Below are 19116 nucleotides of genomic sequence, written 5' to 3'. Positions count from 1 at the left end.
CCTTATTCTGCGTTTACTGTTTCGTCTTCGATGCCTAGTTCTGCTTTAATCCAGTCATAACCTTCAGCTTCCAAACGTTCTGCCAGTTCAGGTCCGCCAGATTTTACAATGCGGCCTTGCATCATAACATGGACAAAATCAGGTTTTACATAGTTCAACAGGCGTTGGTAGTGGGTGATAATCAAGAAACCACGGTCTTCTGAACGCATTTCATTAACGCCGCTAGCAACGACTTTCAATGCATCAATATCAAGACCAGAGTCAATCTCGTCTAAAATACAGATGTTCGGTTGAATCATCATCATTTGCAGAATTTCGTTACGTTTCTTTTCCCCACCAGAGAAGCCTTCATTTAAATAACGATGAGCAAAAGATTCGTCCATTTCCAACGTGCTCATTTTGCCATCCATTTCGCGGATAAATTTCATTAAGGAGATCTCATTACCTTCTCCACGACGAGCATTAATCGCAGAACGCAAGAAGTCAGAGTTGGTTACTCCAGTAATTTCAGAAGGATATTGCATTGCAAGGAACAGTCCAGCACGCGCACGCTCGTCTACTGCCATTTCTAACAGATCTTCACCATTCAGGCTTACTTCGCCACCTGTTACTTCATATTTAGGATGACCCATTAATGTGGAAGCCAACGTTGATTTACCCGTTCCGTTTGGTCCCATGATCGCGTGGATTTCTCCGCCTTTAATCTCTAAATTTAGACCTTTTAGAATTTCCTTGTCTTCGATCTTTGCACGTAGATTATTAATCTGTAAGTGTGGTACAGTAGCCATCTGTCATTCCTCCATATATTGTAATCAGCTATCCAAAGGATAGGCTTTCATTCTCAATTCATTCTCACTACTTATCTTATAATAATTATAAAAAGAAAGCAAGGAAAGAACTATTGGCGTATTTATAAAACAAAAATGTTTAGAAAGTCCGTTTTTACCTACTAATTTTCATAAGAAAAGCCCACTATCAATCATAGTGAGCGCCTTGTACATGTAACCGGCAGAAGCCTTTCTTTTTTACATGATTATATTTGTTGAAATTTTGTTGATTTATCTGCTGTATTCGGTAATGGTTTTTATTGTTTTACTCGTTTTTCTCGATTATTTCTATGATCTCTTTACGCTTCTCTTCATACTCCTCTTCACTTAATACAGGAGAGTATGCTTCTTGAGGAATATTGTTTAATAGATTATGCCATGATTTGCAGCCTTTATACTCTTCAGCGATTTCAATGGTGATTGGACGATGCAATCGATATACACGAGCGAAAAGGATATGAAGAGGTTTTGTCTTTTTCCACTTTAATCGTACGTCAGCGAAATCATCGGTCCAGATATGATAAGGATCTAATGCACGTAACGTAGCTTCACTCAGCGTTTCGACATCGTCAGTAATACGTGCGAAATACTGAATTTCTACGGTTGTTTTTTCTGGACTCCAGCCTTCTAATGTGGCTGCAAGATCTGATTGATTCTCTTCCTTAACCATTTCTGCTTTTTGGTGTTCATAAGTGGGATATAAATAGAAAGTATCGTTTTCTAGCTTGAACTCTCTTGTTTCTTCATACAGACCACCTTTACGTACGGTGATAATCTGTTTCCCTTCCCCTAACGCTTTCACTGCAACAGCCCATTCTTTCAGCGATAGTGTAGACTCTGGTTGTGTAACAGTTTTCATGCTCATTATGCCCCTTTCACGCTTATAAGAGAATCTTTCTCATCATTATCTTCCTACCAGTGTAGCAGAAACCAGGATTTCAGCAAGCTACATACCTACATTAGCCATTGGTCCGCCACATCTTGTGTGAGATGTAGAAAAAAACGTCCCTTGCTAGAATTTTTAAGGGTTGTCTTAATCCTACTTCAGTGGAGAAAACCAGCTTCTCTTTTCAGTGAATCCCTTGGCAGAAGAAGCACATATTTGTCCAGAACCGTTAAGGTACGACCTAGCTACACAGCAAAGAGTGCAGAATAAAAAGTGCAAACCATGTGACACAGCGTATCATCACATTATTTTGCACTTTCCGCACTCTTTACTGTATAGTGGACAGTCTTCACTCCCTCGCTGGACCCTAACGAGCCTGCCCACTACAGTAGTATAAATATAGGCTATTTACCTATATGATCAATCAATTATCCGCGAACAACCGGACCTGCTTTCAATATATCAACAGCATCCGGGAATTTTTTAGTGAAATTAGCTTGGAATAGACTAGCTAATTCATTTGCTTGTTCATCATAAGCAGCTTTATCTGCCCATGTTTGTTTTGGTTGAAGTACTTCACGTGGTACACCTGGGCAAGTCACCGGCACTTGTACGCCAAACACTGGATCTGTTTCATATTTTACTTTTTCTAGATCACCATGCAAAGCTGCGGTTACCATCGCACGCGTATATGCCAGCTTCATACGGCTTCCCACACCAACCGGGCCACCAGTCCATCCTGTATTTACAAGGTAAACCAATGCATTCCCTTCATCAATTTTCTTACCTAGCATTTCAGCGTAAACCACTGGACGAAGCGGTAAAAACGGGGAGCCAAAGCATGTTGAGAACTCGCTTTGCGGAGTGGTTACACCTCGCTCTGTTCCTGCCATTTTACTGGTATAACCAGATAAGAAATGGAACATCGTTTGTTCTTTCGTTAGTTTAGAAATCGGCGGAATTACCCCGAATGAATCGGCTGTCAGGAATATAATTACATTTGGTTGACCGCCTACACCCGGAATAACTGCACCTGGAATCGCTTCAACAGGATATGCAGCACGTGTATTTTCTGTATATTTTGCATCATCATAATTAGCTGTATGTGTTTCTTCATCTACTACTACATTTTCCAGAACTGCACCATAATTTATTGCATTCCAGATTTGAGGTTCGCCTTGTTCCGAAAGATTGATACACTTCGCATAACAGCCGCCTTCAATATTAAACACACCTTTTTCTGACCAGCCATGTTCGTCATCACCAATCAGGCGACGGTCTGAATCTGCAGAAAGTGTGGTTTTACCAGTTCCAGAGAGACCGAAGAATAGCGCAACATCGCCATCTCGTCCAACATTGGCCGAGCAGTGCATGGATAATACATTACGTTCTGGAAGGAGAAAGTTCATTACGCTGAAGATTGATTTTTTCATTTCGCCTGCATACTCTGTACCACCGATTAAAACAACTTTTTGTTCAAAGCTAATCAGGATAAAAGTATCGGAATTAGTACCATGAATCTCCGGATTAGCTTTAAAGGAAGGAACATAAATGACAGTAAATTCTGCCACATGATTCTTCAGCTCTTCCTTAGTAGGACGAATAAATAACTGGTGGGCAAAAAGATTATGCCACGCATATTCATTAACCACGCGAATTGGCAGACGATAAGCAGTATCCGCTCCGGCAAAACCATCAAACACAAACAGATCTTTTTCTTCAAGATAAGCAAGAACTTCCGAATATAATCTCTCGAAATGTTCTGAAGAAATAGCCTTATTATTGTTCCAATCGATTTTGTCGTGAACAGAAGCCTCGTCGACAATAAATTTATCTTTGGGAGACCGTCCAGTAAATTTCCCAGTCAGAGCATTTAAAGCGCCTTTGTCTGTCAGCACTCCTTCACCACGTTTGATTGCTTCTTCAATTAGTTTTGAAACCGCCAGATTATATTGTGGGCGAGCACTAGCAAGTAATTCAGGTAGACGCTTAACCGTTTTGGCTTCCATGTAAAAAATTCTCCTTCCCCTAATGTACAAATTGTGAGGGATTCTTTGCTTTATTTTTTAATTAGTATATCACATTAAGCCAAATAAGCCACAGGATTCTGCAAAGAGATTGCAACTCTAACTCTTGACTAAAAAAGAGCGAAACATAGGTGAATTTTCCTGCAATCCCCTTTGTCATTCGCTCCATATTATCCTTTACCTACCCTTTTCTAGAAAAGCAGTGCTTGTTAAACGCAAAATTGAATCCAGCTTCAACTGATCGTAAATGCTTCCACTAACATATACATTCTCCTTGGCATATGAGTAGGATAGATCTTCTCCACTGACAAGCATCAGGATTATTTCTTCGCTCCCCATTATATAAAGATCAACCTCTTCTACCTGTAACCACGATCTTCTACTCACTTTTCCTCCTGTAAAAAATAGACAATGTCGTTCTGTTCCCTCCTCGATTTCAAAGCCGATCGTACGCTCCCACTTACCTACCAATAAGGGGATAAACTCCTTTTTCTCCACTCTTCCGACCAGTTCATTCAGAGCTTCTTCTACTACCATCCTACTCGCCCCCCGTCCAAGTTCTTCTCCTCCCTATATTTCTCAAGCGATTAAGTCGAACCCTTTGACGAGCATTTAGAGCCTCTGTCGCATCTTGTCATGATGTCCATATACTTTTCGTCAAAATCAGATTGTGGTGGCATAGTACATCGAAACCAGTTAATAACGTTACATTATTTATAAATTGTTACATCACATTATTAAGATAGTTAATACATGTAAAATCTAACAAAACAAATTTTCCTTCAGAAAAACATTGAATTTTCAAAAGATTTGTTAAATAATGGATGAGTATCATAAAATTGAGAGGAGAAACCATATGAAGCGATTTCTTTCATTAGCTACAACTCTATTTCTTGTACTCGCCTTGGTCATTCCTGCAACCAGTTTTGCAAAAGGAACAAACCCTCCTTCTCCCACGAATAGCACAGAAGCTAAAAAGAAACACAAAACTCCCTACTCCAAACGCATTATCGCTTACTATCCAGAATGGGCGATCTACGATGATCACAATAATTACACCCCTGCACAAATCCCTTGGGATAAAATCACACATCTTAATTACGCATTTGCAGACATCAACATGAAAACAGGAACCATAGAGATATTTGATAAATACGCTTCCACATTAGCCCCTATTGATGGTGCCAAAGAAGGTTCAAAAGATGCAGGTGCCCTAGGGTCCATTCGCAAGCTTAAGAAAAAACATCCTCATGTGAAAGCACTTATTTCGGTTGGTGGCTGGTCTCGATCTGCTGGATTCCATGATGTCGCTGCCACTCAAGAAGCCCGCGAGAAATTCGCCAAGAGTGCTGTTGAATTTATTCGTCACTGGAATTTTGATGGGGTCGATATTGATTGGGAGTATCCTGGTCAAGTACGCCAACCAGATCCTGTGGACTCTCCTGATGACTTGGGGACCCCAAAAGCTGATGCAAGTGAAAGGGAAACCTATACACTCCTCCTGAAAGATCTCCGTAAAGCACTTGATAAAGCAGGAAAAGAAGATGGCAAGTATTACGAACTGACTGTTGCCGTAGGTGCTGGCATCAATATGATAGAGAGAACAGACCCGGATAAGTATCATCAATACCTCGATTTCATTAACATCATGACCTATGATTATCACGGGGCGTGGGAAAATGTAACCGGACACCAATCCGCTTTGCTTGAAAATCCAAAAGAACCGTATGATCAGCTTTCCAAAACCCATTTCAATACAGCACAAACTCTGAAAAACTTCGAAAAATATGGTGTGCCCAAAGATAAACTAATCGTCGGAACTCCATTTTATTCCCGAGGTTGGGGAAAAGTGAAAGGAGACGGTCCAATCCCTGGACTACCTGGTCTCTTTTCCTCTGCTACCCCTGGTAGCGTTCGAGGTATCTGGGATGGTGGCCGAAATGCAGGTAACAACCCTTATTATCATCTAAAGAATGTAATAGCCAAGGAACCTTCCTTTAAACAGTATTATGATCCTGTCTCCAAAGCGACTTACCTATATAGTGTAGCTAGACAAGAGATGTTTTCCTTTGAAGGACCACAGTCCCTTCAAGACAAGGTCGATTATGTAAAGAAGAACAACTATGGCGGGATTATTGTCTGGGATCTAAGTGGGGATCATGAGAATGAGTTGATTTCAATTATTGCAAAAGGATTTAAGAAAAAAGACAAAGATGATGATTGACCCCTATTAGTCAACGTTTTCTTTCCTTAATGATAGCGCCTGAGGACTTGTTCCACAGGCGCTATCATTTTGAATCTCTTTTCTCTCTCATCCATATAAAGTTCAAACTTATCAATAATAGAATGAAACTTCTTCGGAATCTACACGTAATAATGATTATGGCGCACGAGATGCTATAGGTTTTGTCTTCAACCATTACCCATATACTATCTGGGATTTTTTAAAAAAATGGAGGAATGTTTTTATGTCATTCTTTAAACGTTTACGTGATGTAACCATGTCCAATTTGTATGCAATGATTGAAAAAGCGGAAGACCCAATCAAAATGACAGACCAATACCTACGTGATATGCAAGAGGATCTTGAGGATGCAGAAAAGGCTGTAGCTGCCCAAATTGCTTTAGAGAAAAAATTTAAGGCTCTATATGAAGAGCAAGCAGCTTTGGTTCAAAAACGTGAAGAGCAAGCACACATTGCCGCTCAAGCTCAAAATATTGATTTAGCTCGTCGTGCCTTGGAAGAGAAAAAATCTGCTACTGAAAAAATGAACGAATATAAAGCAGGTTATGAGCAAAACAAACAATCTGCGGACAATCTGCGTCTACAACTAGAAGATATGCGCAAGCAGGTTGTTGAATTGAAAAACAAACGTGAAACATTGGCTGCTCGTGTTAATGCAGCTAATGCCCAGAAAAACATTAACAAAAGCATGTCAGGCTTCAACAACAACTCTGCAATGTCTGGTTTGAAACGTATGGAAGAAAAAGCTTTGCAGCTAGAAGCTGAAGCTGAAGCAAGCGGAGAGATTTACAAAAAGAAAACATCGTTTGACGACGAGTTTGCAGAGTTACAAAAAGATAAAGTAGTTGAGGATGAACTCGCTGCACTGATGAAAAAATACGAGGGGTAAGCCGCACAAGCGGCCCCCTTTTCTTTCTTTAGTAGTACGTAAAAGCGGCTTGTCACTCAGGCAACCATGATAAAGGAGGTACCTTATGCTAGGAGATTTGAATATTTTACGAATGATTGTCTGGACTGGTTCAGGCGTTCTATTGTTGTGTCTCTTGATGTATATTGACGCACTTTTTACGCGATACAAGGATATGGAAGAAATTAAACGGGGCAATCTGGCGGTAACGACACGCTTTGTAATGAAACTATTTGCACAAGGGTACATTTTAGCGCAATCATTATCTATTTCTAATGATCTCATTACAGGCTTGCTTGTATCTGTTATTTCTTTCGTATTGCTCTTCGTTGTGGAAAAACTGGTCGAATTCAGCGTGAAGAGTTTCGCAGGACTGGAATTGGATAAAGGTACACAGGAAGGGAAAGTCGCACATGCTCTCTTCTCAGGCTCTCTTCATATTACAGGAGCCTTTATCATTGCAGCTTGCCTACTGTAGGGAGGTATCCATATGAGTTTCTTTCAACGTGTGAAAAACATTCTAAAAAAACCGGAGGCACCACAACCAGAAAAAAGCATACTTACAGTGGGACCAGGTGATATCATCGAAGTCTCCTTACTTACCTACCAAATTGTAGGACGTACCCGCAATCAGAAACGCAATGCTATTATGCTTACCTTACAGGACGGGAATACTCTTCGTTATCTTCATATTGAAGAACGGGAAAAAATCAGCTATGAGTTGTATGCTCCCATTGATGGACGACTTGACTCACCTGATGAGGTACCAACTACCATCGATTTAGATGATATTGTCTACCATATGGAAGAACAGTTTCATGGCACAGTATTAACACAAGGGAAGACACCTTTCCCTTCAAATGGTGAACAGCATGTGTGGACTTATCAATCGGATAATCGTAAATTATTACGTATCGAATGGCAAGATGGTCGCTTTATGTTGTATGAAGGAGAAATTATTATCCCCGCTGATGTGAAGGTGCTACGGGGAGTGTAGGAGGGAGGAGTCATGTGGAATTCACTATCTAAACTCATTAAGACAACCCTTGTCCTCTCACTGGTTGTCGGGCTTTTAACTGGTTGCTCCGATCCATCAGATTCCGTCAGCTCATCTTACCCACTTGAACAGATTACTGACAATGGACGTGAGTCATCACGTATCTATCGAGCAGAGAATAAAACGGTTCCGGAAGTTGCCAAAGAGATTGCTGATGAACGTACACCAAAGGAAATTTCTAAAGAAGATTCTGAGCACATGTTTCTGGTGTACAAAGATGAATGGTATCACATACAAAAAGATACTGATAAACCAACCGATACTCTGATAGAAATAGATAGCCAAGAATTTGTTCAACGGAATTACAGTCCTTCCTTCCTAGAAATGTACTTCATCGCAAATGTTCTGGAAGATCTAATTGATGCTGCGAAATACAAAGGAAATTATCGGGGATACGCAAGCCGTGACGTCTACCAGTCTGGACAAAAGTATCATACTCCAACTGTCAAAGAGAAGAAAACCTATGCTCCTATTACAACAGAGAAGAAAGGTTCAATTCTTCGTCGCTCATCAAACGCTGATAGCAAATCCACGAAGTCGTCAGATAACGGTAGCTTATTTAAAAAACCTGATGCCGAACCATCTGGATCAACTGGAAAAATCATTCGTGATTCTGATAATAAAGGTAGTTCAATCGAGGGGAACTCGTCATCTAAGAAAAAGAAATCCTCTGTTCTTGAACGACCACGTACCAAATCACCACCTAAAGTGAAGAAAAAGATGGGCAGTATTAAACGTCGTCGCTAGTAAAAAGGATACGCTGCAATGCAATGTACGCGTTGTGTACTGATTTGACTTGAAATACTTAAATAGCTGCTTTATAACAGAAAGGCTCCACCGGGATATAATCTCAGTGGAGCCTCTCTATTTTACCTGTATGGATTGCGCTACTCTGTGCAGTTCTTACTTTCTGATACAGGCAAAAAAAAGACGCGCTCTAGGCGTCGTCTGTTTCGTCTTTAGCCAGGCGAATTTCCAGATGATGTCCGTCTGGCGTTTCAAAGTACAGATTGTAGCTGTTAGGTCTTTCTAACGGGCCTCTATAGCAAATATTCTCTGCTTCCAGTTTATCAACGAGATAATCCAGTTCATCACGAGTTGCTACTGCAAAGGCAATGTGATCAACGTGACCAGAGTTGCTTGGCAACTCTTTGGAAGCTGGATGTAGACCGATTCTTGTATAAGGCCCTACATGGAAGTAAATCGGTTGTTCTTCATCTGTTCTTTCCAACGATAGTGGAACTTCCAGTACCTCTTGAAAAAAACGTGCTACAGTAATCATATTGCGGCAACTAAGGGCAATGTGATGAACTCCTTGGAGTTGAAGCATCAAAACAATCCTCCTAAACGGTTGACTACCGTTTTTCTGAATGCGAATGGGACCTGGTGTATTTCTTACTGTATCAGAAAGAATAAACTTCGAAGGGTCACTTCCTGATACGCATGAAAAACATCCGCTAAGGAAGAACCAGCTTCTTCGAATGGACTTCGATAGAAGTTTTTCTTATCTGTTTATCTAGCATTTCTGGTTGTTTGTCCGTTAGCCTGATATTGGCGTAACCGTTCGCTTAAATGTGTTAATCGGCTAACTAAAGCTTCTCTCCACTCTTTATCATTCATCTGTTTGGCAACACCTAACAAATCAAGAGCTATATCTATCTGCTTTTTCAGGCTGTCTACGTAGGAGCCTTGATCTGTCATGGAACAATTTTCAAACAGATGCTCAAATTTAGACGTATCAACAAACTCAGCAAAATCTACCTCTGTTGCTTGGTCCCCCAGAGCATATTCTAGCAAAATATCGTACTCTGCTTCCAGAGCTGGTTGAACTCTTGTACGGTTACATACGGGGCAATACATAATGGGTACATTGTGCACCAAGACGCTCTCATGACGTATCGTCCCTAAAGAACCAATCATTCCTGCTCCACAGCAAAATCCCATAGGTTTCCCCTCCCCATTGTTGCTGTGCTCTCATACGCTTTTTTGTCGAAGAGTAATCGATGTAGTAAATATAAATAGGCGTATGCACACGACATATTTTGTTTCTCGATTGTATCCTACCTGCGTACATTTTACTAGATTTAATTGCTACCAGTTCCACCAGTGAACATCCAATTCGTGATAACTCTAATGGGTTATCCATTACAAATTATAGCGGAAACCATTATTTTTTCAATGATCCAGTCTGTCATAATCGTTCAGTGCTATACTTAATAGCTCTCTTTTTCACCGATTGGTAAGTGAATTATCATCAGTGTACCCTTGTCCACTTCGCTTTGCACATCAAGCCTACCTTGGTGTAATTTTACGATTTCCAGACAAAGGGATAAGCCAATTCCACTCCCCGATTGCTTATGTTTCCCTTTATAAAAACGGTCTGTTACCCTCGGAATGTCTTCTTCATGAATTCCGAGACCCTGGTCTTCCACTTGAAGGATCAGCTCATCTTCTTCACGCATACTTCGCAATGTAATGGCGGTATTCTCTTCACTGAATTTCAATGAATTGTGTAAGAGATTAATGATCACCTGCTTCAGTTTATTCTCGTCTCCCCACATGATCAGGGGTTCCTCTGCTGTCTCAAGAATCAACTTGATATTCTTTTGACCTGCTCGAGCAGAAAATTGCTGTTTTATCTCTGCAAGCAAAGTATTGATGTCTAACTCAGCTTTTTGAATCTCCATACGTCCTGATTGCAACCTCGAAAAATCAAGCAATTGCTCAACCAAGCCTGTAAGTCGGTCCGATTCTTTCAAGATGATCTGCATCGCCATTTTCATTTCATCCTTGTCCTCCATATCACCTGTAAGGACCAGCTCAGACCATCCTTTGATAGAGGTTAATGGCGTACGTAGTTCATGGGATACGGAAGAAATAAAATCATTCTTCATTTCTTCTGTCTTTTCCAATTCACCAGCCATATAGTTAAAAGCCTCTCCCAGCGTTCCTATCTCATCATCGCTTTTTAATAGGGCACGATGTGAAAAATCCCCTTTTGCCATATGCTGTGCTACATCAGTTAACTCCAGTACTGGGCTGATCAGACGCTTAGCTAGCCAGTGATTAATCACAAGAGAGAAGAGAACCAAGCTGCTCCCAATTAGAACCGTGAATAATGTAATCTTTTTAACGACTGTATCTACTTCTTCAATCGAGGTAATATAGCGTAAGACACCTGCATTTGTTCCAGAATAGGTTAGTGAATCCGATACCGCCAGAACCCGTTCACCAGTCTCTGGATTTCGTCCTATCCAAGTACCTGTATTGCCTTCTAAAGCGTCTGTCACATCCTTAGTCTTGACTATCTGACGATCGGTAAAGCCGTTAAAATCGATAATCACATTCCCTTCCAGATCAATTACTTCAATATGTGCTGTGTCGTCCTGGGAAATATGCTCAAAGATATATTTGGCTTTGTCATGCAGATTATAATACTGAATATATTTATTGTAAAAAGTAGTTGCCACCTGAACCCGATTGGTCAATGCCTGTTCCGCCCCACCATAGTAAAAACCTCGCATGCTAATGACAAAGGTTGAACCTGAGACAAGTACTACAAGGAATACGACCAGCGTAAAATTCATGACTAACCGCTTTTTTATTCCATACATGTCTTAGGTACCCTCTTTCCACTCATAGCCGAATCCCCAGATCGTTTCCAGAAAAACCGGATTGGAAGCATCGTCCTCGATTTTTTGTCGAATCCGTCTGATATTTACATCCACTACCTTTAAATCACCAATATAATGTTTACCCCAGACCCGATCCAAAATATCATCCCGGCTCATCGCCTTACCCTTGTTTTCCAGCAATAACTGGACAATCGCATACTCTTTTGGGGTAAAATCGATTTCTTGACCATTCTTCTGGATTTTTCTCTCCAGTCGTTTCATTATAAAAGGTCCGGAGCGAATTGTATCTCCATCTTCTTTCGTTGTATCCAGTAAATCAACACGCCGCTTCAAGGAATGAATTCGGGCTACCAGTTCGCCTGCACTGAACGGTTTCGTTAAATAATCATCTGCACCTAATTGTAAACCTTTAATCTTATCTTCTTCCTGTGCTTTGGCTGTAAGCATGATAATTCCTATTTGAGGATTCTTTTTACGTAATTCTTCGCACACCTCGAGTCCGCTTATTCCAGGTAACATAACGTCAAGTACGGCAATCGCAATGTCATTAACTGTCTCTGCCAGTTCCAACGCTTTTTCCCCGGTCTCTGCCTCATATACTTCAAAACCATTCCGTTTAAGTTGTATCCGTACAAACCCTCGAATTGATTCTTCATCTTCTAACAACAAAATTTTCATGACTCGTTACTCCTCTCTGCCTGACTTTAGACCTCTCTCTAAGCCTCGATTCCCTTCAATCATCATTTCGATCCTGTACCGTTCACTCGATGTTTAACTGATTCTTCGAAATGCCTTCGCGATCTCGTCTAAGGTAAGCATCAATTCTTGATAACGACTCTGTTTGTCTACAAGGGCAGATTCCTCTGGTAATAACGCTATCACTACCTGGCTTCCTCCACCTGCCATTTTTTTAGACGCAGTCGGAGAAATCATCCGTTTCGCTTCTTCCCTCTCCCACTCTTCTCGTTTCATAACCATTAACCGGAATAACTCGCCTTCCTTTTTGCCGTCATCATTTACGTAATAAAAAATCATGGAACCTTGTTGGCGATCAGTTACATAGCTAATGGTGTAGTTATCCTTCCATTTATCAGGAATATCAAAACGGAATCCATGTTGGTAATCAAAATACATTTCATTCGTCTTCGTAAATGTATGATAACCATCCCACTGATGCCACTGAGTAACCCAAGGTGTATCTACCATAGATAAATCACCTGTTCCAACAGGAGCTATCATTGTACCTACTTCTAGAATTCCGTCGTCATTTATATCCTCACTGTATACCTGATATGGCTTAAAGAGCAGATTGTTTGCTTCTTCTCCAAATTTTAGCTGTGTTAACTTCCCTTTTACATTAGTAAATAATAACGTTTCAGCTGAGTGAGCTCCCATACCAACATCCACATAAATACCTTCTGATGTGGGTGCCACTTTTCCGAGTACTGCCTTTTCATACCCATTAAATGCTCCGTCCAAGGGAAGTTCCTCCGTGCGTTTCATACCCTGACCTTCGAATTCGTATACTTCTACCTTTGCTGTATAATTCTCCCGATCATGCTGAAAAAGGTATACTTCCGATTTACCATCTTGTTCTAAATCGCCTGCAACAGCTTCTTGATATGTTGATTGCATAATTGGCTGTAAGGATCCATTCGTCCATCTGTATCCGAATAATTCCTTGCTTAGCTCATCTTCTGAAATAAACCCAAGAAAAACTTCCTGCTTACCGTCCCCACTTACATCCTGAAACGATAGGAAATCGATATCTTTTCCTGCACCTTCTATCTCAGCTATCTTTTTATATCCTGACTGCTGTTTTTCCAGAATTAACAGTCCGTGTACGTAATCGCTCTCGTTATATCGATAAAGGGTTATGATTTCGTTACTGTTATCTCCATTAATATCTTTTTCAATAATGGGCCCGCCATCCTCCTGTTTTTTACGAGGGATCATCATGGTAGATCCAGGGGGCAAATTAGCGAGAACTGCTTCTCGAATGAGCTGTTCATCCTCTTTCATTTTCGGAGACCGCAATAATTCATCAGGAGACGCTACCGGGGTACAACCTACCAGTAATCCTATTGCTACTATCCCCATTCCATAGCGAACAAACCTGTCTCTCATGGTTTTTCTCCTTCCGTATTCCGTATTCCGTATTACATTACTCTTATTTCATTATAAGAGAGGGAGTCCTTCAATAGTTTGCAAAATAGTTACAGGTTACATACTTGAATTCTATACAGCTTGATTACATAAAACATATTGTTTTCTAAATCATTCATGAATTATGATGTATGAAATAATGGAGGTGCCTCAATGGTAAAAAAAATCTTAGATAGTAGTAAAGGATATAATAATATCGATGTACCTTACACGCTGCTTAGTAAAACAGAAGATGCAAAGAACTTAGTAATTCTACTACCTGGAACAGGTTATACGGTACAGTCTCCACTTCTCCATTATTCAACCGGTATTTATCTCAATAAATCCTTTGATGTCCTACATGTGAATTACCAATACAATACTGAGGCTTACCAGAATTGTAGTATAGAGGATGTAAGTGAAGCAATTCGATTTGATGTAAAAACAGTGATTGATAAAGTAATCAGTGAAACCAACTATGAACACTTTCATCTACTTGCTAAATCGTTTGGTACCGTTGCCTTGAGCAGTGAATTACAGAGAGATATCTTTACAAACGCTAAAGCTATATGGTTAACACCGCTTCTACACAGAGATGATGTTTTTGATGCGATGGTTCAAAGCCACCATGATGGATTATGTATGATTGGGGACAATGACCCGTATTATCTTGAAGATAGATACAATCAATTGGCAAACAAATCAAATATGACTACAAGATTGATTCCACAGGCGAATCATAGTTTGGAATATGATGACAGTGCTATTGCATCTATTGATATCTTAAAGAACGTGTTAGAAGATATTGAGGCGTTTTAGATAGATCTTCATCTGACTGCTTGACATAGTAATATATGTAGTGTAAAAATGATAACAAAATGATCCGAATAAATTCATTGACGAGAATGAGTACGCTAATCCCCTTGTCCCCCAGAGAGTTGGCCTTGTGCTGAAAGCCAACGTTCAAGATTTAGCCGAATATCCTCTCCGAGAAGGAAAGCTGAAGGTATTTTAGTAAGCAGACCCGGGATCCCGCCGTTACAAGGGACGCGTATGATGGTACGTAGTATGAGGTGCCGATAGATCAAGCTTTTATGATCAATATCGGAACAAGGGTGGTATTGCGAGTGAAATCTCGTCCCTTAGGGGGCGGGATTTTTTTGTTTTTTTACTTAGCATTACCTCCCACCATTCATGTAGATGAAGAAAGGATGGAAAGAATGAGAAAAGTTGATGTGAAAGAAAAAGCAAGGGTTCGCGAGCTACGTGTCTTGAATCAATGGAAACAAAACGATACGTTTCAAAAATCGATGGAAAACCGTAAAGGTAAACCTAACTTTGTTTTTTATGAAGGACCTCCTACTGCTAACGGAAAGCCTCATATCGGTCACGTACTTGGACGCGTCATAAAAGATTTCGTCGGTCGTTATAAAACGATGACAGGATACCGCGTTGTTCGTAAAGCCGGCTGAGATACTCACGGTCTTCCTGTCGAGCTTGGCGTTGAGAAACAGTTGGGTATCTCAGGTAAACAGGAAATTGAAAAATACGGAGTAGCCGAATTCGTGGAGCAGTGCAAAAGTAGCGTATTCGAATATGAGAAGCAATGGCGTGAACTTACTGAAGCAATCGCTTACTGGACAGACATGGATAATCCCTACATCACGCTGACTAATGATTATATTGAAAGCGTCTGGCACATCTTATCTGATATTCATAACAAAAAGCTGTTGTATAAAGGTCACCGCGTTAGCCCGTATTGTCCTTGCTGCCAAACAACGCTAAGCTCACATGAAGTAGCACAAGGCTACGAGGATGTTAAAGATTTGAGTGCAACGGTGAAATTCAAAAGCAGAGATGGAGCCGAAATCTTTCTCGCTTGGACGACAACTCCATGGACTCTCCCAGCCAATGTGGCTTTAGCGATAAACAAAGATCTCGACTACGTGAGAGTCAAACAGAACGGTGAAGTATACGTGGTCGCAAAAAACCTTGCAGAAAAAGTTTTGAAAGAGAACTACGAAATATTATCTACACACAAAGGTTCGGAATTTGTAGGAACTGCTTATGTGCCACCATTCAGTTTTAGTAGCGTGAACAAAGGACATATCATCGTCGATGCCGACTATGTAAGTGATAGTAGTGGTACCGGCATCGTTCATACAGCACCGGCTCATGGAGAAGACGATTACCGTACTTGCCGTCAACACGGTTTGGATTTTGTAAACGTAGTTAACTTGGCTGGCCGTTATACCGATCAGGTCACGGATTACGCCGGACGCTTCGTCAAAGATTGCGATCTAGATATTGTGAAGAGCTTGTCGCATCGCAACCTGCTGTTCGCAAAAGAACGTTATGAGCATAGCTATCCTTTCTGCTGGCGCTGTAAATCTCCTCTACTCTACTATGCGATGGAAAGCTGGTTCATTAAAACGACCGCAGTTAAAGATCAACTAATCGAAAATAACAACAAAATCGATTGGTATCCTTCTCATTTGAAAGAAGGTCGGTTCGGTAAATTCTTAGAAGAGCTGGTTGATTGGAATATAAGCCGAAATCGCTACTGGGGTACTCCATTGAACATATGGCTATGTCAGGATTGCGGTTTTGAGTATGTACCTACAAGCATGAAAGACCTACAAGCAATGTCAACAGAACCACTCGATGAGAACTTGGAGCTGCATAAACCATATGTGGATGATGTTACATTGCGTTGTTCTTGTGGTGGCACTATGGAAAGAACACCTGAAGTAATCGATGTGTGGTTTGATAGTGGCTCAATGCCATTTGCCCAGTACCATCATCCGTTTGGCGACGATAAATTGTTTCATGAACAATATCCAGCCGATTTGATCTCTGAAGGAATCGACCAAACGAGAGGATGGTTCTTCAGCTTACTCGCGGTATCCACATTGTATAATGGAAAATCGCCATACAAAGCGGTTATTTCAACTGGTCATGTACTAGATGAAAATGGTCAAAAGATGTCCAAAAGTAAAGGGAATGTCATTGATCCGTGGGAAATCATCGAAGAATACGGTGCCGACGCATTCCGTTGGGCAATGTTGTCCGATAGCGCACCATGGAACAGCAAGAGGTTTTCAAAACAGATCGTTGCGGAAGCGAAGTTCAAAGTAATTGATACGATCAACAACATCCATTCTTTCTATTCGTTGTATGCAACGCTTGATCACTATAAGCATGAGGATTATTCATATCAACCTTCAGTGAATGAATTAGACCAATGGATTCTTTCAAGATTACATTCCACCCTTCAACAAGTAACGAAAGGGCTTGAGGTTTACGATTTTCTAAATCCTGCGAAGCAAATAGAAACGTTTGTTGACGACTTGAGCAACTGGTACATCCGCCGCTCTCGAGACCGATTTTGGAGTAGTGGAATGACTGAAGATAAGGTGTGCGCATACCAAACTCTCCACGAAGTGCTACTGACACTTGCACGGATGATCGCTCCGTATGCACCACTCATTGCAGAAGACATCTATCAAAACCTTCATGCTGGTGAAAGCGTACATCTGTCGGATTATCCAAAGGTGAATGAAACAACTATCGATAAAACACTAGAAAGCGACATGGAAACTGCACGTCACATTGTAGAGCTAGCTCGAAACATCCGGAATGAAATAGGTATCAAGACTCGTCAGCCTTTGTCAGAGCTTATTATTTCATTAGACCGTGAATTTAACCTCAATCGGTTCGCGTATATCATCAAAGATGAAATTAACGTAAAAGAGATTAGAGTTGAACATAGCGACAGCGGCTTCGTTACTTACAATCTAAAATTGAATCTAAAAGTTGCAGGAAAAAAATACGGGAAGCTAGTCGGACCCATTCAAAATCATTTAAAACAGCTGTCCGCATTAGAAGCGAAGCAAACAGTCGATCGAGGCTTCTTGAATGTGAATCTTTCGGAAGAAGACATCCAACTTTCACTTGCAGAGTTACTTGTGGAAAAACAAGGGAAACAAGGCTTTGCTTCTGCGTCCGGTTATCAAATGAGCGTTGCTTTGCATACGACGTTAACCGAGGAGCTGATACAGGAAGGTATTGTACGTGAAATCATACGTACCATACAGGATTACCGTAAAAAGTTAGATTTACCGATAGATAAAAGAGTTATTCTTACCCTTGATATCGATGCTCAGTTGAAAGAAGCATTGGTGCGTTTTGATCAAGTATTGCGGGATAACGTATTACTTGCTGATGTTAGATATGATAAGAAGATAGACATGGAAACAGTATCGATAGGGGATAAACAATTCCGTTTACACATCGAATAACAACCATACCAGCTGAACCAAACAAAGAAGACCGGCATCATTGCCGATCTTCTTTGTGTTTACTCTCTATTATTCTTTAACCATTTCTTCGTATTGCTCAGCGTTCATTAGTTTTTCTAATTGGCTTTCGTCGGACAATTCTACAACGATCATCCAAGCTTTATCGTAAGAGGATGTGTTCACTAGCTCTGGCTGATCTTCAAGAGCAGGATTCACTTCCAATACTTTACCGCTTACTGGCGCATAAAGTTCAGAAACTGTTTTTACGGATTCCACGCTGCCGAATGGCTCATCTTGCTGGATGTCGGAACCAACTTCAGGCAGTTCAACAAATACAATGTCTCCTAGCTCAGATTGAGCAAAAGAAGTGATTCCAATATACACTTTGTTTCCTTCTACGCGAACCCATTCATGTTCTTCGCTGTAACGTAACTCTTTTGGAAAATCCATCTAAACTTCCTCCTTTATTTGACAAAGGGATTTTACTGTTCCCATTTACTTTATTGGACAGACAGGAGCCTAATCCTCTTCAATAGCCAAAATTCGATGCAAACGTTTTTTAACCATGTTCAAACCTTTTTCACCAGCCTGGAAGTGGCGAAGCTGCAAGCTTTCATCGAACAGATAATAGGCAGGAACATATTCGTTCTGGAATGCATCTGTTGTCTTCATTTCGTTATCAATCGCAACAGGATGAGTAAGTTCATATTGAGCGATTGTTTCCTTGATTGTATCAATGTTCGTGTCAGATTCAGAACGTGGCATATGAATACCAATTACTTTTAGGCCATGCTCTTTGTATTTTTCACGCCATTCGTTAATCTGTGGCAAAGATTCTTTACACATGTAGCAGCTAACAGACCAAAAATGAACCAATACTGCTTTTTCGCCTTGCAAGTCAGCTTTTGTCACCTGACCGTTTACCCATTCTGTGATGCCAGGAAAATCTGGAAGTTCTTCACGTAAACGCATGGCTCATACCTCCTTTGATATGTAAAAAGGGTCTAACGAGAAGGTTAGACCCTTTACTCAGAAAATCGTCTCGACGTTTTCCAATTACATGTATGACAGCGTACGGCCTGTACG

17 protein-coding genes, 1 pseudogene and 1 other annotated feature are annotated in these 19116 nt (G+C 40.7%); of the genes and pseudogenes, 7 read left to right on the top strand and 11 right to left on the bottom strand.

Annotation, left to right across the window (positions count from 1 at the left end; all coding sequences use genetic code 11):
* Positions 1-2: 2 nt before the first annotated feature.
* The 4 genes from sufC to LM917_RS06930 all read right to left on the bottom strand — a co-directional run bounded on the left by sufC (position 3) and on the right by LM917_RS06930 (position 4277).
* Positions 3-788 carry a Fe-S cluster assembly ATPase SufC gene (gene sufC, locus LM917_RS06945; protein ID WP_232696759.1) on the bottom strand — a complete coding sequence of 262 codons (786 nt, stop codon included), beginning with the start codon at positions 786-788 and terminating at the stop codon, positions 3-5.
* Positions 789-1092: 304 nt separating this feature from the next.
* Positions 1093-1686 carry a DUF1802 family protein gene (locus LM917_RS06940; protein WP_232696758.1) on the bottom strand — a complete coding sequence of 198 codons (594 nt, stop codon included), beginning with the start codon at positions 1684-1686 and terminating at the stop codon, positions 1093-1095.
* 455 nt (positions 1687-2141) lie between these two features.
* Positions 2142-3722 (bottom strand): phosphoenolpyruvate carboxykinase (ATP), encoded by a 1581-nt coding sequence (pckA, locus tag LM917_RS06935; RefSeq protein ID WP_232696757.1) that lies wholly within the window; start codon positions 3720-3722, stop codon positions 2142-2144.
* 195 nt (positions 3723-3917) lie between these two features.
* Complete coding sequence (locus LM917_RS06930; RefSeq protein WP_232696756.1) at positions 3918-4277, bottom strand: hypothetical protein; 360 nt, start codon at positions 4275-4277, stop codon at positions 3918-3920.
* Positions 4278-4596: 319 nt separating this feature from the next.
* Between LM917_RS06930 and LM917_RS06925 the strand changes: the two genes are divergently transcribed.
* From LM917_RS06925 to LM917_RS06905, 5 genes are all read left to right on the top strand, one after another.
* Positions 4597-5964, top strand: coding sequence for a glycoside hydrolase family 18 protein (locus LM917_RS06925; RefSeq protein WP_232696755.1), 1368 nt, complete (start codon positions 4597-4599; stop codon positions 5962-5964).
* Positions 5965-6208: 244 nt separating this feature from the next.
* The gene (locus tag LM917_RS06920; protein ID WP_232696754.1) at positions 6209-6874 is read left to right on the top strand and encodes a PspA/IM30 family protein; all 666 of its coding nucleotides are present in this window, start codon (positions 6209-6211) and stop codon (positions 6872-6874) included.
* 85 nt (positions 6875-6959) lie between these two features.
* Positions 6960-7370 (top strand): DUF350 domain-containing protein, encoded by a 411-nt coding sequence (locus LM917_RS06915; protein ID WP_232696753.1) that lies wholly within the window; start codon positions 6960-6962, stop codon positions 7368-7370.
* Between the two features lie 12 nt (positions 7371-7382).
* Positions 7383-7889 carry a DUF4178 domain-containing protein gene (locus LM917_RS06910; RefSeq protein ID WP_232696752.1) on the top strand — a complete coding sequence of 169 codons (507 nt, stop codon included), beginning with the start codon at positions 7383-7385 and terminating at the stop codon, positions 7887-7889.
* A 12-nt stretch (positions 7890-7901) separates the two neighbouring features.
* Positions 7902-8696, top strand: a complete 795-nt coding sequence (locus LM917_RS06905) for a DUF4247 domain-containing protein (RefSeq protein ID WP_232696751.1) — start codon at positions 7902-7904, stop codon at positions 8694-8696.
* A gap of 190 nt (positions 8697-8886) precedes the next feature.
* Here LM917_RS06905 and LM917_RS06900 read toward each other — a convergent pair whose 3' ends face one another.
* The 5 genes from LM917_RS06900 to LM917_RS06880 form a co-directional block, all read right to left on the bottom strand.
* Complete coding sequence (locus tag LM917_RS06900) at positions 8887-9279, bottom strand: VOC family protein (protein WP_232696750.1); 393 nt, start codon at positions 9277-9279, stop codon at positions 8887-8889.
* 182 nt (positions 9280-9461) lie between these two features.
* On the bottom strand, positions 9462-9893 hold the full coding sequence (locus LM917_RS06895; RefSeq protein WP_232696749.1) for a hypothetical protein: 432 nt from the start codon (positions 9891-9893) through the stop codon (positions 9462-9464).
* A 269-nt stretch (positions 9894-10162) separates the two neighbouring features.
* Positions 10163-11563, bottom strand: a complete 1401-nt coding sequence (locus LM917_RS06890; RefSeq protein WP_232696748.1) for a sensor histidine kinase — start codon at positions 11561-11563, stop codon at positions 10163-10165.
* Positions 11564-11566: 3 nt separating this feature from the next.
* On the bottom strand, positions 11567-12262 hold the full coding sequence (locus tag LM917_RS06885) for a response regulator transcription factor (RefSeq protein WP_232696747.1): 696 nt from the start codon (positions 12260-12262) through the stop codon (positions 11567-11569).
* Positions 12263-12355: 93 nt separating this feature from the next.
* On the bottom strand, positions 12356-13711 hold the full coding sequence (locus LM917_RS06880) for a hypothetical protein (protein ID WP_232696746.1): 1356 nt from the start codon (positions 13709-13711) through the stop codon (positions 12356-12358).
* 192 nt (positions 13712-13903) lie between these two features.
* Here LM917_RS06880 and LM917_RS06875 point away from each other — a divergent pair, with 192 nt between their 5' ends.
* Together LM917_RS06875 and ileS are read left to right on the top strand one after the other, a co-directional pair.
* Entirely contained in the window at positions 13904-14548 is a 645-nt protein-coding gene (locus LM917_RS06875; RefSeq protein ID WP_232696745.1) for an alpha/beta hydrolase, read from the top strand.
* Positions 14549-14616: 68 nt separating this feature from the next.
* Positions 14617-14875, top strand: a binding site (T-box leader).
* Positions 14876-14949: 74 nt separating this feature from the next.
* Positions 14950-18030 (top strand): annotated as a pseudogene (gene ileS, locus LM917_RS06870) (isoleucine--tRNA ligase).
* Positions 18031-18099: 69 nt separating this feature from the next.
* On the opposite strand, the gene gcvH reads toward ileS, so the two are convergent.
* Complete coding sequence (gcvH, locus tag LM917_RS06865; RefSeq protein WP_232696744.1) at positions 18100-18480, bottom strand: glycine cleavage system protein GcvH; 381 nt, start codon at positions 18478-18480, stop codon at positions 18100-18102.
* Between the two features lie 69 nt (positions 18481-18549).
* Complete coding sequence (locus LM917_RS06860; protein ID WP_232696743.1) at positions 18550-19002, bottom strand: redoxin domain-containing protein; 453 nt, start codon at positions 19000-19002, stop codon at positions 18550-18552.
* Positions 19003-19116 lie beyond the last annotated feature (114 nt).

It is taken from the genome of Brevibacillus daliensis (genome assembly GCF_021245735.1).
In the GTDB taxonomy this organism is placed as follows: domain Bacteria; phylum Bacillota; class Bacilli; order Brevibacillales; family Brevibacillaceae; genus Brevibacillus_B; species Brevibacillus_B daliensis.
Note: the sequence above shows the minus strand (reverse complement) of the source record. Positions and strands in the feature narration are given on the sequence as shown.